Here is a 13,736-nt window from a genome sequence, read left to right on the forward strand (position 1 = left end):
CGTAGTTTATGTTGGATTATCTTCCTTGAACCGCGACATCCGAGGCGATGCCGAATTGATACGCGGAATAGCCGCCGCTCGAACTGCTCAACCGGTGCCAAACACCCGATTCAGGCCGCCATACCGCGATGTCGGATTTGCCGTCGCCGTCATAGTCGCCGGCAACCGGGACGTCGTTGGAGAGTCCGAATCCGACGACCATATAACCGTTGTCCGTGCTGCGCTGCGCAAACCAGGTTCCGGTTGCCGCGCGATAGACCGCAATATCGGCCTTGCCGTCACCGTCAAAATCTCCCGGGACTGGTTTGTCGCCGTTCATCCCAAATTGGACCGCGAACGACGAACCGTTGGCGCTGTTGATTCGGTACCAGACTCCGTTCGATGGTCGGAATACATTGATATCTGCCTTGCCGTCGCCATCGTAATCTCCCGGAAGCGGAACGTCGCCGTTCGCTCCGAACTGAACCGGCGAATAGCCGCCATTCGAACTGTTTAGCCGGTGCCAAACGCCTGTTGAAGGACGAAAGACCGCGACATCCGCTTTGCCGTCGCCGTCATAATCGCCGGCCGCCGGTATGTCCGCGCTGAGTCCGAAGCTGACCGAGTCAAATGTGTTGTTCGCGCTCTTCATTCTCCACCAGACGCCGCCGCGGAAGACCGCCGCGTCCGTTTTGCCGTCGCCGTCATAGTCGGCGGCGACCGGTTTGTCTCCCGTTTGACCGAACTGAAAGATACTGAATCCGCCGCTCGCGCTGTTGGCGATGAACCACGTGCCGTTGGATGGCCGGAATATCGTCGTGTCGCTTTTCGCGTCGCCGTCGAAATCAAACGGTGTCGCGCCCGAACGGGCCGTCAGACAGCTTCCGTTCGTTCCGACGAAGCTCCCGACCTCGCTTCTGGAAACCGTGCAGAACGACAGCAATGTACTGCCCGACAATTGTGACTGCATCAGCGAGTTTGCGCAGTTCGGAGCCGTATCCGAGTGATTCGCGCCGATGTTATGCGCGATCTCGTGCGATGTCACGAGAAAATTCGCTTCTTCCCAACCCCACGTCGGATCGACGCGGCCCGACAATCCATAGGCGAACGCCGGGTTGTTGCAGACGACGCCGAGATAGGCATAGCCCTGAGCCCGAACGTTGGGTTTGTAGGTGAATAGATGAGCCGTGTCGCGCGGGTATTGGCTCAACGGATAGTTGGCGTTCCAAAAATCCCGGAATGAAGCCAGAAGCGCGTCGGAACTCGCGCCGTTCAAAGGATCGGGAGTCGAGTAAGTGTGTTGAAAGGTGACATTGATCGTCAGGTTCAACTCGTTTTCGTAAACGCCCTCGACCATATTCAGGATGCTCAGAACCTTGTTGTTGGCGCCGGTTGCTCCTCCCGCCGAAGTGACGAAATCAAAGTCGGCCTCGGTCGCGATCTCGATCGCGTTCGCTGACACCGACGAAGATACGACACTCGGCCGGACCATTTCCTTGCCGCTTTCGATGCGCTCCATCAGCTCGCTGCGGCAGGTGAACGTGTCGAGGCGCAACACGTCGCTCTGGCGATACACGACAAAATCGCTTGGTGCGGCCATTTTCGAATAGTCGCTTGCCGGTTCGATGAAGAACATATCGCCGTTCGAAACGAAAAAGCCTTCGATCTTTGAATCGTCGATCGTCACGCGCACGCGCGAACCGCTCTCACCGTCGATCGAGCCTTTGTACGTCGTAACCGCGCCGCGCGGCAACAACCGAACGCCAACGACGCCGGTGTCCTCGGCCTTGTAATTAAGGGCCCGAAGGTCGCGCGGGGTCAACCGCAGTTCGTAAGTTCGCGACTCCGTTGAAAACGAAACGGTTTGAAGAGTTTCCGCACGGCGCGCCAGACTGCCGGTATCGAGACGTGTTAAACTGAACGACTTAAAGGACTTCGATAGATCGTTCCTAAGCGATTCGTTTTGACTGAGGGCAGGCGTTATAGAGAATAAGGTCAGAACTATAATGGACAACAAATACTTGGTCATTGAATCCTCCGAAAAGAACCTGTCAGAAATTGCTGGGAGACCTCGGGGGAAAATCCAGCCGACATTGTTAGTAAATGTTCAACAATGTTGGTATTCCAAAAATTGGCAGCGTGTTGTTCGTTAAAGTTCCCTGAATACACAGAGACGGCGATCGGTCAGGAAATACATCAGACCAAAAGAAAATGCTCAGAAAAATCTTACGAAAGTTTTGGGGGATAATTCCGGGGGGAATCCGTCTGAAACTGATTCGCGCAACTCAGAAGAAGTTCACTGTCTCAGTTGCCGCAATCATAACAAATCAAGAAGGAAAAGTGCTACTGCTCGAACATCTTTTGCGGCCGCAGGCTTCGGGATGGGGAATCCCTGGCGGATTCATCAATTTCGGCGAGCAGTTTGAAGACGCGATCCGGCGCGAGATCCGCGAGGAGACGGGGATCGAGCTTGACGGACTCGTGATGATCAGGATCCGAACTCTCGGCCGCCACGTCGAGGTTATGTTTCGCGCGCGAACGTCGGATACTCCGCAAGTCCTGAGTCGCGAGATCTGCTCGCTCGGCTGGTTCGATGTTTCCGAAATGCCCGCCGGAATGAGCGAGGTTCAGAAGTCGCTCGTGCGCGAGGTGTTGGCGGACGACACCGATGGTTTACTTGCTGACCTTCTCGAACAAACTGCGGCGTTCGGCGAGAAGCCGTAGGAACTTCTCGCGCTTGCCGAAAAACACGAGGATCGCCTTGAGCCAACCGCGAAGTTCCTCGATCTCCTCGATCGAACGGAGCGCGACCCAACCGGAAAGGAACGAAAAGGGAATCGACAAAAGGGCGTACATCCAGCCGAAAAAGTAATCGACGACCACCGCGAACCCAAGCCACGTCAAAGGCATAAAGACCATCGCCGTCAGGAGCTTGACCGTCGAGGTCATATCATGGTCGCCTTTCCGTGTTTGCGTCGCCGAAATGATGCGGCCGAGCCGGTACGGGACGAAATGGAGGATCGTTCCGAAAATGGCGAGCGGCGCGAGCAGGACAAGATACCACGAACGCAGGATCGCGTGTTTGATCACGAACCGCCGCGAGTATTCGGCAAGATCGAGAAACTCGGATTCGATCCCCAACTCGTCTAGCTTGCGATTGTATTCCTCGAGGCGCTTTTCAAGTTTCAGGTCATCTTCGTTGCGGGTTTCGGCGACGAATTTCTGCAGAAACTGAAGCCGCTCGCCAAGATGTTCGCGATGCGGCGTCGTCACCGTGAAAACTTCCTCGGCTATCTTCGCGACCTCAAGTCGGGCGTCGGATTCGGCGTTGAGCGTCACTTCGCGGAGCGCTCTCTCGATCGATTCGTTCAACTCTCGCACGGATTCGCGCGGCGGATGTCCGTTCTCGTCAAGTTCGACGCGCGCGACGCGAAACGGCGTCCCGAAGTGAAGCAAAGCCTCGCTTCGGAATGTGGTTTTGCTCGTGTAGTAAAGCCCGACTGGAACGATCTCGAGCACGAGCGATTCCGGATTGGTTCCGGAAGAGACGGCGCCGAGTGCGATTCTCGCGGCGCCCGTCTTGAGCGGCAAAAGCTGCGGCGAGTTGTGTGAAACGCCTTCCGGAAAGAGCGCGATCGCGCCGCCGGATTTCAGAAGTTCGCGCGCCAGCGTGAAGGTCTCCTGATTTTTTGAAACATCTTCGCCGCGATCCTGCTGGCGATAAAGCGGCAGCGCGCCGACGGTTTTCACCAACCAGCCAATGACCGGCATCTTGAAGAGCGTTGATTTCGCCAGAAACGCGATCCGTCGCGGCAAGGCGACAAACAAGAGGGCCGGATCGATCAGCGCGTTGGGGTGATTGCTGACAAAGATCAGTCCGCTTCCTTGCGGCAGTTTTTCGTGATTGAAAAGTTCGATTCGCCGAAAAAATACCGTCAGCCCGATCCCGAAGATCGCGCCCAAAACCCGAACCGCAAACGAACCTTCGCGTCCGAAGATCAGGTCTTTCAGTCCGAGTCGTTTTACGCGGCTTCTCATCGCGTTAGATATTAAACGATTTGGCCGTATGCGGAAAATGCATCGCGAAACTATCAGAGTCAACCGATTTCGGATCAGGTTTCTCTCGTTTATAATGCGAACGTGCGTCGAAGTATTCTAAGCGTCCTTCTCGTTTTCGTTTCATTGGCCGTTGCGTGTCAGGTGCCGCAATACGCGCCGGTCGATCCGAAAGGCGATTTTACGGGCCGCGTCGTCGCGGTCGGCGATGGCGATTCGATAACCGTGCTCGACGATTCGAAACAGGAGCGCCGTGTGCGGTTTTTCGCGATCGACTCGCCCGAACTCAATCAGGCGTTCGGGAAGCAATCGAAGCAACATCTCAGCGATCTGATCTTCGGAAAAACCGTCAAGGTCGAGGTTCACGGGCGCGATCGCTACCAACGCTCGGTAGGAAAGGTGCTGCTCGACGGGCTCGACATCAATCTCGAACAGGTCAAAGGCGGATTCGCCTGGCATTACCGCGCGTTCGAGAACCAACAGGACTGGCCCGACCGTGTCGCTTATCGCGATGCCGAAACGGCTGCCCGCGAATCGAAACTTGGACTGTGGACAGAGTCCGACCCGGAACCGCCGTGGCAGCATCGGAAAGACGAACGCGAAAGGTGACTCAGAAGAGGCTTGGCGATATGGAACTGTCAAAACGAAAGTTGGAAACATCGGTATTCGTCGGTATGAGCCTCGACGGCTTCATCGCGCGGACCGACGGCGGGCTCGATTGGCTTCCGAGCGACAACGTCGAGCCCCATGGCTACGAAGAGCTGATGGCGTCCGTCGATGCGCTCGTGATCGGCCGCAACACCTACGAGACGGTCCTCGGATTTGGCGGCTGGGCCTATGGCAGCAAACCGGTGTTCGTCCTGAGCAGCGGGGAAATTCCGCCGGCGCCCGACGGTGCGGTCGTCGAACACCTCTCCGGCGAACCCGCCGAGATCGTGACGATTCTTGCCGACCGCGGATTCAATCACCTGTACATTGACGGCGGAATCACCGTCCAACGTTTTCTTCGGGCAGGTTTGATCGACCGCCTGATAATAACGCGCGTTCCGGTACTGATCGGATCCGGGATCCCTATGTTTGGTCCGCTGGATCGCGATATTTCACTCGAACATGTCGAAACCCGCCAATATCGGGGCGGACTCGTCCAAAGCGAGTACACAATCGTTCCGGCGGAATCGGATTAGGGCCGGCTCGAAACGCATTCACCCGATTCGCGCGTACTGCCGAAAACTCGTAGGCAATTTGATCTGGGTTGACCGATGTTGCGCTCGGCGACGCACGGCCGCCGAGCGCTATCCCGGCTAAATCTCCCCCAGAAACTTCCGGATCCGTCCGAGCGCGATCTCGATCTGTTCGTACGATTTGCAGTATGCGACTCGAACGTGACCGGTCCCCCCAACGCCGAAACTTGTTCCCGAAATAACCGCGACCTTTTCCTCCGTCAAAAGCCTGTCCGAGAACTCATCGCTCGTCAGGCCGGTCCGTTTGATCGACGGAAACGCGTAGAACGCACCGCGCGGCTCGAAACAGTCCAAGCCCATATCGTTGAGCGAAGACACGATCAAATAACGCCGGCGGTCGTATTCGGCCTTCATTTCGAGGACAAACGGCTCGCCGATCTTAAGCGCCGCCAACGCGGCGAACTGCGAGATCGTCGGTGCGCTCATCACCGCGTACTGGTGGATCTTGGAGAATGCTTCGAGCAGTTCGGGAATCGCGCAGATATAGCCGATGCGCCAGCCGGTCATCGCATAGTCCTTCGAAAATCCGCCCATCAGGATCGTCCGTTCGCGCGCGCCCGGAATTGTCGGGACACAAAGATGTTCGCGGCCGTAGTTGAGGCGGTCGTAGATCTCGTCGGAAATGATCAGCAGATCGAATTCCTCTGCAATTTTGACGATCTCGAGAGCATTTTCCGGCGTCAAAACGGCACCGGTCGGATTGTTCGGGAATCCGAGAAATATCGCCTTCGTCTTGTCGGTCACGGCGGCGCGGATGTCGGCCGCCTGCGGTTCGAAGGCGTGTTCGGCCGTGCAGATGACCGGCACCGGAACGCCATCGGCGAAGATGATCTCGGGTTCGTAGGCGACAAAACACGGGCTCGGAACGATGATCTCGTCGCCCGGATTGCAAAGCGCCGAAAAGACGCATTTGAATCCTTCGCTGACGCCGACCGTCACGAGGATTTCGTTTTTCGGATCGTATTTCACGCCGTACAATTCGTCGAGATGTTCGCTGATCGCCTCGCGCAGTTCCATCAAACCCGAATTGGCCGTGTACCCGATCGGTTTCTCGTGTATCGCTTCATAGGCGGCCTTGGCGATCGGCGGCGGAGTCGGAAAATCCGGCTCGCCGACGCCGAGCGAAATAACCTCGGGCATCGACGCGGCAATACCGAAGAACTTGTGCAATCCGGACGGCGGAACGCGATGGATACGGTCTGCGATGAATTTATGTCTATCGGATAGTTTTGGTTTCATAGGCCCTCTCGAATTCGGTCAATGCCCGGTCTTGGGTGTCTAATATGAGTATAAACGATGCTTATCGAACTCGGAATGCGGATCGAAGCGGCGGATGATTTTGCAAGCCGTTGTCGGACGGACACAAAGGTCCAAAGGATTGCGGTCGCAGCTTTGCGAACGCGATGCCTTGGTGGCGTGATCGTCCAAGCTGTTGGAAAATAGGCGAAAATGCGAACATAACACGCGCCAGCCAAATGAGGTGAATATCTTTTCCGCGCCTGGCGTTCGATCCACTTGCGACAGTCTGCCGATTTTGCAAATGCCGGCAAGGCCCGTCGCAGCTTTCCAGGATCGCGAACGGAAGCAGCCAGTGATTTTTTCGACACGTTCACGCTTCCGATTCGTGTATCCCGACAAGGAGTAAATGGGATGTTAGTCAAAACCGTTTCCATTGTCGCAACATCACTCGTACTTCTGGTTGCGTCCGCCGCTCAAACACTCACTTCAGACGATAATGAAAAAGAGACACAGCGTCGGGTTCAGAAACTGATGTTTCTCAGCCAGATGGAGGGTCGAATTCGTGAGGTCGGCTTGGCGGCACCGCGGGTATTGGTGCGTTATCGGATCGCGGGATGGTTATGGAACGAAGAAAAAGACGACGCCGGTCGAGCCGAAGAGTTGGCAGTAGCGGCACTTGAAGATTTGTACAAGAACCGCGCCGAGATTCCGACGGTTTATTTTTCGATTCTCTCCAATGATATGTTCGCTCTGCTGGATCGTCACGCCCCACGGACCGCCAAGACACTCAGGGACAAATACAATGTGGCTGTATCCGAAGATGAAGGGATTCTGGAGCAGTTAGTCAGCCAAGCGGGAAGTGAAAAAGCTGCCGTCGACGTTGCGATTCGGTCGCTGTCTGCCGGGCCGTCCACGGATTTTCAGATACCTTTTCTTCTTCATCGATTGAAACAGAGGAAATCAGTTGAGGTTTTCCGGCTTCTTGATGCCTTGATTGTTTCGGTAGAACGTGCCCCGGGCCGGCTTCAACTGTATACACTCATTGGAATTTCTCCGTATTTTGCTGATTTGGATGCTCAACGTGGCTCGGCGGAACGTTTCGCCCGAATTGTAGTGAGACGGGCAAAGATCGCGTCTCAGCTACCCTTCGCTGATTTCGACGGTTGGCTTGATGTATTGACCCTAAACTCGGCAATGATCAGTCAGAGAACTCCCGACTTGGTCTCGGATGCTGAGGTTTTGCGGGTTGTTCTCACTTCGCGAATCTCTCGGCGATCACGCGTCGAACGCGAACGAAACGAAAGGATTAACAATAGCATTGACAAACTTGGCGCTCTGATCGAAGAAGCGGAACAAGCCCAAGATCCGGTCGAAAAATACGATTTCTTTCGGCGCGCTGCCAGGCTGGCGCTGGAGAAAGATCTTTTCAGGCGGTCAACCGACTTGGCTGTTGAATTCGGAAAGGTTGATCTCAGGATTGCCCCTATGCTTTCAGAAACCCAGGCGTTGGAGTTCGGACAATTTCTCGAAGGCGTTACCGCGAGAGCTCTCAAAGCCGGAGATGAGCCATCCGCATTGTATGCCCTCGGTTTTCATAAAGATAACGATCGGAAAGCGGAAGGATACATCAGTGTTGTGAATTTTTTCGTTGAGAAGGGCGATTTGAATTCTGGACGCGATATGTTTCGGGACGCGTTGCGAGTTATAGCGACTGTTGAAGACCCGGCCCGGCGCGCAACCTTATATTTCAAACTGATTCCGGCAATCCGTCGGATTGACCCGACAAGCGTCTTTGACGTCAACGTACTGGCGGCGCGGTCCATAAATGCGATTCCGTCATTGAACCCTGAGGACAAACCTGAGACCGAGAACTTCAAGAAATACGTCGCCGGAATTATGGTCGTGAATTGGAACCTGCTGCCAATGCTTGTCAGCTACGTGAAGACTGACAAGAACGGCGCCTCCGATCTTTCAGGCAGGATCGAAAAGAGGGAAGTCAAGGTTTTTGCGGAGTTTGTTCTGGGCATTGCGGCCCTTGATGATTTGAAGCAATCTGAGCAAACGGCGAAACCCCAAACAAACGAACTTAGGAGATAATTGCTGTCAACAGGTCGGAACCGTTTCCGAGTATCGCCTCACTCGGACTGAATGCGAAGACACAATCGGGAGATAATAATTCGGTGGCGACGCTCCTATTTTGGCTCTTGCCGGCAGGTATGTCGTTCCCGCATTTCGAGCCAGGGCCGCATCGGTAATCAGGATTGGAGAATCCGTTGAGGTTTCGGGTTAACGTGAAAAGCACCGGCAAACTCAGAGGCGCCGGCAACCACTCGGAATCAACGCGCTGACATTGCGCTCTTCGCGATCTCCCCGCGGGCAACCGCCGGATCGACTGCGTCCACGCTATTCGGAGCACAACCTCGCCGTTGCCGGCATTTCTCGCAAAGTCGGCCAAGCTCGCGGAGCGATTTCCCTTCCGCGAAACAGTTTTTCAAACAACTTGTGTAGTTTGCCGCAAAACGCCGAACGTTTCTTCGGGAAGCCGTGGGCCGCTGAGGCGTAATCCGGATCAGATCCGGTCTACCGGGACGCAACACAGACCACCTGCGGCGGGGTGAATGCCCGTAGCCAGTTGCGCTCAAGCAGTTTGACGAGCGGGTTCAGTATTGTCGCTGTTGATAATCCCGCCAATCGTAAACGCCGTCGCCGTTTATGTCCGCATGGCCGCCGTCCTGGCTGAGCATATGCGTGATCTCCGCCTGCGGCGCGCCGAGCGCCTGCAAGACCCCGAGCTGATATCTGTTCGCTTCCGTTTCAGCCGGCGTCCCGGCCTCATATCTGTGAGAGCGGTACTGCCAGAAATGGATCGCCTCGTGAACGAGCACACTCGCGAGCCAGGTGTCCGACGCGTTGAACGTGGCGCTGGCGATGTCGATCGCCCGGTCGCCGAAGTTCGCTCCGCTTCGTTCCGCGGCCCTGATTCGCAGATTGTATCTCGAAAGCCAGACGTAGTAGTTGTTCGCTCGATCCCTCAGCAAATCCAGACATCTCTGGACCTTCGGTCTGAACGTCGATTCGGCGATGTAGCGCGAATTTCCTTCAATTACGATAGACATAGCAGTTTTACCTCCTTACCGCGCGTTCAGAATCGTGGCTTGAGTTTGGAAAAGTCCGCGGCTGCATATTGTGACTGCAAGCGATGTGCCGTGCGTGGAGTATGAAAACACGCGGTTTGGATTGGATTCGGACTTATGGTTGGGGAAAATTCCGGAGTTTGAAGGGTGAATTTACCGCTTGGGGAAACCTTGGCGGGTGTGCGTTTTGATTTTTCTGACTTCGCGACGAGAACGGGCGGGCCGCGAGTTTACGGCCTGATCGGCATATTTGTCAGTAGTTCCGTTTTTCGTAGTCCTTCCAGTCGTAAACGCCGTCGCCGTTGATGTCGGCGTGGCCGCCTGTTTGGCTCAGCATATGCGTGATCTCGCCCTGCGGCGCGCCGAGCAGTTGGAGGACTCCGAGTTGATATTTATTTGCTTCCTGCTCGGCCTTGGTCCCGGCCTCGTAGGTTTTCCCCCGATACTGCCAGAAATGGATCGCCTCGTGGATCAAGACGCTCGCGAGCCAGGTATCGGAAGCGTTGAACGTCGAACTCGCGATGTCGATCGCGTCGTCGCCGAAATTCGCCCCGCTTTTGGCCGCCGCGCGGACTTTAAGATTGTATTTCAGCAGCCAGATGTAATAGGCGTTGGCTTTGTTTTTCAACAGATCCAGGCATTTCTGGATCTTCGGCCTGAACGTCGCGTCGGCGATATGTGCCGCGTTGCCCTCGATGACGATTGACATATCTTTGTTCCTCTTCGGATCTGACGCGGATTATCGCACTATTTGCGTAGTTCTCGCAGTCTCCGAACAATGGGTTTCGCTGAGCGGCACCTATTCCAGCCTTCGCGGCGACGGCTAGCGCTCATCGCGGACTATCGATTTGCTGCGGTTCCCCGCCCGCTCACGCAGGCGGTACTGACTCCCCGCTGGGCAGACTGCCCACCGCTCACTGCTCACCGCTCACTGCTCACCGCTCACTGATAATCGTGTGACTGGATCGCCTGCGCGGCGACGGCGAGCGGTTCGAAATAGAGGCCTTTGACCATCGTTTCGTTTTCGGCGACGCCTTTGATCAGCAAAAATCGGTTTTCGTTGATCACCGAACGGTATTTCTCGAGCACTTCCGGGAGAACGATGATATTCGTAAAGCCGGTTTCGTCCTCGAGCGTGATGAACATCACGCCGCGTGCCGTTTCGGGTCGTTGGCGGACGATCACCGCGCCGGCGACGGTGACGACGTCCTTGCGCTTCATCTTCAGCGTTTGCGCCGAAGACAGAACGCGTTTGCGGTTCATCTCTTCGCGGACGAAAGTCATCGGATGCGGACCGAGCGTAAGTCCGGTTTTCGAGAGATCGGCGGCGACGTTCTCGAGTGGCGACATCTTTTTCAAAAACGGCGTCTTCGCGGGTTGTTCAAGCGGTTGCCCGACGAACAGGCTGCCTTTGTCGCGGATCGAAAGCTCGACCTGCCAGAGCGCGCGACGGCGGTTCGCGGCATCGAGCGCGCCGGTCATCGCGAGATTTCTGAGTTCGCGTTTGTTGATCGCCGGGACACGCGCGGCGAGATCGTCGGAATCGGAAAACGGCCCGTCGCGTCGCGCGACGGCGATCGCTTCGCCCGTGTCCTTGCGAAGTCCTTTGACATAATTGAGCCCGATGCGGAGTTCGTCGTCTTCGAGCGTGCACAGATAATCCGACGCGTTGACGTCGATCGGGCGAAAGCCGAGCCCGTGGCGCTGAGCGTCTTTCACCAACGTCGCCGGCGAGTAGAATCCGAGCGGGTAATTGTTGAGCATCGCCGTCGTGAAGGCGTCAAGATGATGGACCTTGAGATACGCCGACGCATAGGTCAGAAGCGCGAAACTCGCGGCGTGCGATTCCGGAAAACCGTAGTTCGCGAAAGCGTAAACGGACGCGACGATCTTGTCCTGCGTCTCTTTGTCGAGCCCTCTGGCCGTCATCCCGCGACGCATTTTTTCCTCGATGACCTTTAATTTCTTGTCGGCGCGTTTGAACCCGAGCGCGCGGCGCAATTCCTCGGCCTCGCCGCCGGTCAACCCCGCGGCTTCCATTCCGATCTTCAGCACTTGCTCCTGAAAAAGCGGCACGCCGAGCGTTCGTTCGAGCACGGGCTTGAGCGACGGGTGCATATAGTCGACCTCTTCGAGACCCTGACGGCGGCGGAGATAGACGTTGAGCATATTGCCGACGATCGGGCCGGGCCGGATGATTGCGACCTGCACGACGAGGTCGTAGAAGGTCTCGGGCTTCGCCTTCGGCAGAAAATTCATCTGCGCGCGCGATTCGACCTGGAACATCCCGACCGTGTCGGCGTCCTGCAGCGTTTTGTATACGAGCGGATCGTCTTTCGGGATCTTCGCGAGATCGACCTCTTCCTTTTTGTGATCACGGATGATCGTCAGCGTGTCGCGGATGACGGCCATCATCCCGAGTCCGAGCAGATCGACCTTGACGATATCGAGTTCGGCGCAGTCGTCCTTGTCCCACTGGATGATGGTTCGGCCGTCCATCGACGCCGGTTCGATCGGGACAACGCCGTCGAGCCGCCCGAGCGAGATCACCATACCGCCCGAATGCTGGCCGAGATGCCGCGGGAAATTAAGAATGTTTAGAAAAAACTGAAAGAAGGCACGGATTCGCGGCGACCGTTCGGGGTCGAATCCGGCCTCGCGAAAGCGGACTAGCTGATCTTCGATATTCGAATCGTGAAACGAGATCAGTTTAGAGAGCCGACCGAGTTCGTGTTCCTCGAATCCGAAGACCTTGCCGACCTCGCGGATCGCCGATTTCGACTTGTAGGTGATGACGTTGGCGGTCATCGCCGCACCGCGCGCACCGTATTTTTGATAGACGTACTGGATGACGGCCTCGCGATCGTCGCCGCTCGGAAGATCGATGTCGATGTCCGGATATTCGCCGCGTTCTTCGGACAGGAACCGTTCGAAAAGGAGTTTGCCCTCGATCGGATCGACCGCCGTGATCCCGAGCGAATAACAGACGACGGAATTTGCCGCCGACCCGCGCCCCTGCGAGAGAATATTTCGGTTGCGGCAGAACTCGGAGATGTCCCAGACGAGCAGAAAATAGCCGGCGAGCTTTAGTTTTTCGATCAGCCGGAGTTCTTTTTCGAGTTTCTCGCGGACGATCGGCGTGATCGAGCCATACCGCCAGACGGCGCCTTTTTCGGTGAGCTTGCGAAGCAGCGAGTCCATCGTTTCGCCCTGCGGAACGGGATACTCGGGAAATGTGTAGCCGATCTCGTCCATCGAAAAATCGATGCGGCTCGCGATCTCGGACGTGCGGCCGACGGCCTGCGGGAAATCTTCGAACAGGCGCAACATTTCGGTTTCTGATTTAAGTCGGCGCTCGTCGTTGCGCGAGAGGAGCCGGCCGGCATTGTCGATCGAAACGTGATTTTTGATACACGTGAAAACGTCGAAGAGCTGACGGTCGGCTCGGTTCGCATAATACGCGCCATTGCTCGCGAAGAGCGGAACGCGCAGCTTGTGGGCGTAGCTTACGACCGACTGGTTGAGGTCTTCCTGATGGCGCAGATAATGCCGCTGCAGTTCGGCGTAGAGGCGGTTTTCGAAGACGTATTGAAGCCAGGCCATCGCCTCGAGCCCCTTGTGCTGCCTGATCTGCGAATGCAGAAACCCATCCTCGCCGCCGGTCAGGCAGAGAAGATCTTTCGAGTAAGTTTCGATGTCTTCCCGAAAAGCGAAATGCTCTCCTTTTTTGTTGCGGAGCTTGATGGTCGTGATCAGTTTGCACAGGTTCCGGTAGCCGCCGATCGAGGTCGGGACGAGCGGCAAAAGGCTGCCGTCTTCCATCGTGATCTCGGCGCCGATGATCGCCCTGACGCCTTTTTCCTTTGCTTCGAGATGAAAGCGAACGGCCCCCGAAACGGTGTCGCGATCGAGCAGCGCGACGGTTCCGATCCCGAGGCTCGCCGCCGCCGCAACCAGATCCTCCGGCAACGATCCGGAAGAGAGGAAGCTGAACGCCGATCGTGTATGAAGTTCGCAAAACATCTTATTCATTTGCGATTTGCGATTGCCGATTTGCAATTGTGGATGATCCCAACCAAGCGCTACT

Annotated in this window: 10 protein-coding genes; 4 read left to right on the forward strand and 6 right to left on the reverse strand. The window is 56.2% G+C overall.

The window, feature by feature from the left end:
• Positions 1-16: 16 nt before the first annotated feature.
• Positions 17-2,008 (reverse strand): VCBS repeat-containing protein, encoded by a 1,992-nt coding sequence (locus IPN69_06340; GenBank protein MBK8810340.1) that lies wholly within the window; start codon positions 2,006-2,008, stop codon positions 17-19.
• 182 nt (positions 2,009-2,190) lie between these two features.
• Between IPN69_06340 and IPN69_06345 the strand changes: the two genes are divergently transcribed.
• Complete coding sequence (locus IPN69_06345; protein ID MBK8810341.1) at positions 2,191-2,703, forward strand: NUDIX hydrolase; 513 nt, start codon at positions 2,191-2,193, stop codon at positions 2,701-2,703.
• Here the strand turns inward: IPN69_06345 and IPN69_06350 are convergent.
• Complete coding sequence (locus tag IPN69_06350) at positions 2,653-4,017, reverse strand: 1-acyl-sn-glycerol-3-phosphate acyltransferase (protein MBK8810342.1); 1,365 nt, start codon at positions 4,015-4,017, stop codon at positions 2,653-2,655. The two genes, IPN69_06345 and IPN69_06350, sit on opposite strands and share 51 nt — an antisense overlap.
• A gap of 102 nt (positions 4,018-4,119) precedes the next feature.
• Between IPN69_06350 and IPN69_06355 the strand changes: the two genes are divergently transcribed.
• Positions 4,120-4,644, forward strand: a complete 525-nt coding sequence (locus IPN69_06355) for a thermonuclease family protein (protein ID MBK8810343.1) — start codon at positions 4,120-4,122, stop codon at positions 4,642-4,644.
• Between the two features lie 20 nt (positions 4,645-4,664).
• Complete coding sequence (locus tag IPN69_06360) at positions 4,665-5,219, forward strand: dihydrofolate reductase (protein MBK8810344.1); 555 nt, start codon at positions 4,665-4,667, stop codon at positions 5,217-5,219.
• Positions 5,220-5,336: 117 nt separating this feature from the next.
• On the opposite strand, the gene IPN69_06365 is transcribed toward IPN69_06360, so the two are convergent.
• The gene (locus tag IPN69_06365; GenBank protein ID MBK8810345.1) at positions 5,337-6,416 is read right to left on the reverse strand and encodes an aminotransferase class I/II-fold pyridoxal phosphate-dependent enzyme; all 1,080 of its coding nucleotides are present in this window, start codon (positions 6,414-6,416) and stop codon (positions 5,337-5,339) included.
• Between the two features lie 510 nt (positions 6,417-6,926).
• On the opposite strand from IPN69_06365, the gene IPN69_06370 reads away from it, so the two are divergent.
• On the forward strand, positions 6,927-8,612 hold the full coding sequence (locus IPN69_06370; protein MBK8810346.1) for a hypothetical protein: 1,686 nt from the start codon (positions 6,927-6,929) through the stop codon (positions 8,610-8,612).
• Positions 8,613-9,175: 563 nt separating this feature from the next.
• On the opposite strand, the gene IPN69_06375 is transcribed toward IPN69_06370, so the two are convergent.
• The 3 genes from IPN69_06375 to IPN69_06385 form a co-directional block, all read right to left on the reverse strand.
• Positions 9,176-9,631, reverse strand: coding sequence for a hypothetical protein (locus IPN69_06375; GenBank protein ID MBK8810347.1), 456 nt, complete (start codon positions 9,629-9,631; stop codon positions 9,176-9,178).
• A gap of 271 nt (positions 9,632-9,902) precedes the next feature.
• Positions 9,903-10,358 carry a hypothetical protein gene (locus IPN69_06380; protein ID MBK8810348.1) on the reverse strand — a complete coding sequence of 152 codons (456 nt, stop codon included), beginning with the start codon at positions 10,356-10,358 and terminating at the stop codon, positions 9,903-9,905.
• Between the two features lie 233 nt (positions 10,359-10,591).
• Positions 10,592-13,681 (reverse strand): error-prone DNA polymerase, encoded by a 3,090-nt coding sequence (locus IPN69_06385; GenBank protein MBK8810349.1) that lies wholly within the window; start codon positions 13,679-13,681, stop codon positions 10,592-10,594.
• Positions 13,682-13,736 lie beyond the last annotated feature (55 nt).

Source organism: Acidobacteriota bacterium, from assembly GCA_016715115.1.
Taxonomy (GTDB): Bacteria; Acidobacteriota; Blastocatellia; order Pyrinomonadales; family Pyrinomonadaceae; genus JAFDVJ01.

What these genes read in the sequence shown, in the direction of transcription:
- IPN69_06340 (MBK8810340.1), bottom strand. Translation starts at nt 2,008, where the DNA reads ATGACCAAGTATTTGTTGTCCATTATAGTTCTGACCTTATTCTCTATA.
- IPN69_06345 (MBK8810341.1), top strand. Translation starts at nt 2,191, where the DNA reads ATGCTCAGAAAAATCTTACGAAAGTTTTGGGGGATAATTCCGGGGGGA.
- IPN69_06350 (MBK8810342.1), bottom strand. Translation starts at nt 4,017, where the DNA reads ATGAGAAGCCGCGTAAAACGACTCGGACTGAAAGACCTGATCTTCGGA.
- IPN69_06360 (MBK8810344.1), top strand. Translation starts at nt 4,665, where the DNA reads ATGGAACTGTCAAAACGAAAGTTGGAAACATCGGTATTCGTCGGTATG.
- IPN69_06365 (MBK8810345.1), bottom strand. Translation starts at nt 6,416, where the DNA reads ATGCCCGAGGTTATTTCGCTCGGCGTCGGCGAGCCGGATTTTCCGACT.
- IPN69_06370 (MBK8810346.1), top strand. Translation starts at nt 6,927, where the DNA reads ATGTTAGTCAAAACCGTTTCCATTGTCGCAACATCACTCGTACTTCTG.
- IPN69_06375 (MBK8810347.1), bottom strand. Translation starts at nt 9,631, where the DNA reads ATGTCTATCGTAATTGAAGGAAATTCGCGCTACATCGCCGAATCGACG.
- IPN69_06380 (MBK8810348.1), bottom strand. Translation starts at nt 10,358, where the DNA reads ATGTCAATCGTCATCGAGGGCAACGCGGCACATATCGCCGACGCGACG.
- IPN69_06385 (MBK8810349.1), bottom strand. Translation starts at nt 13,681, where the DNA reads ATGAATAAGATGTTTTGCGAACTTCATACACGATCGGCGTTCAGCTTC.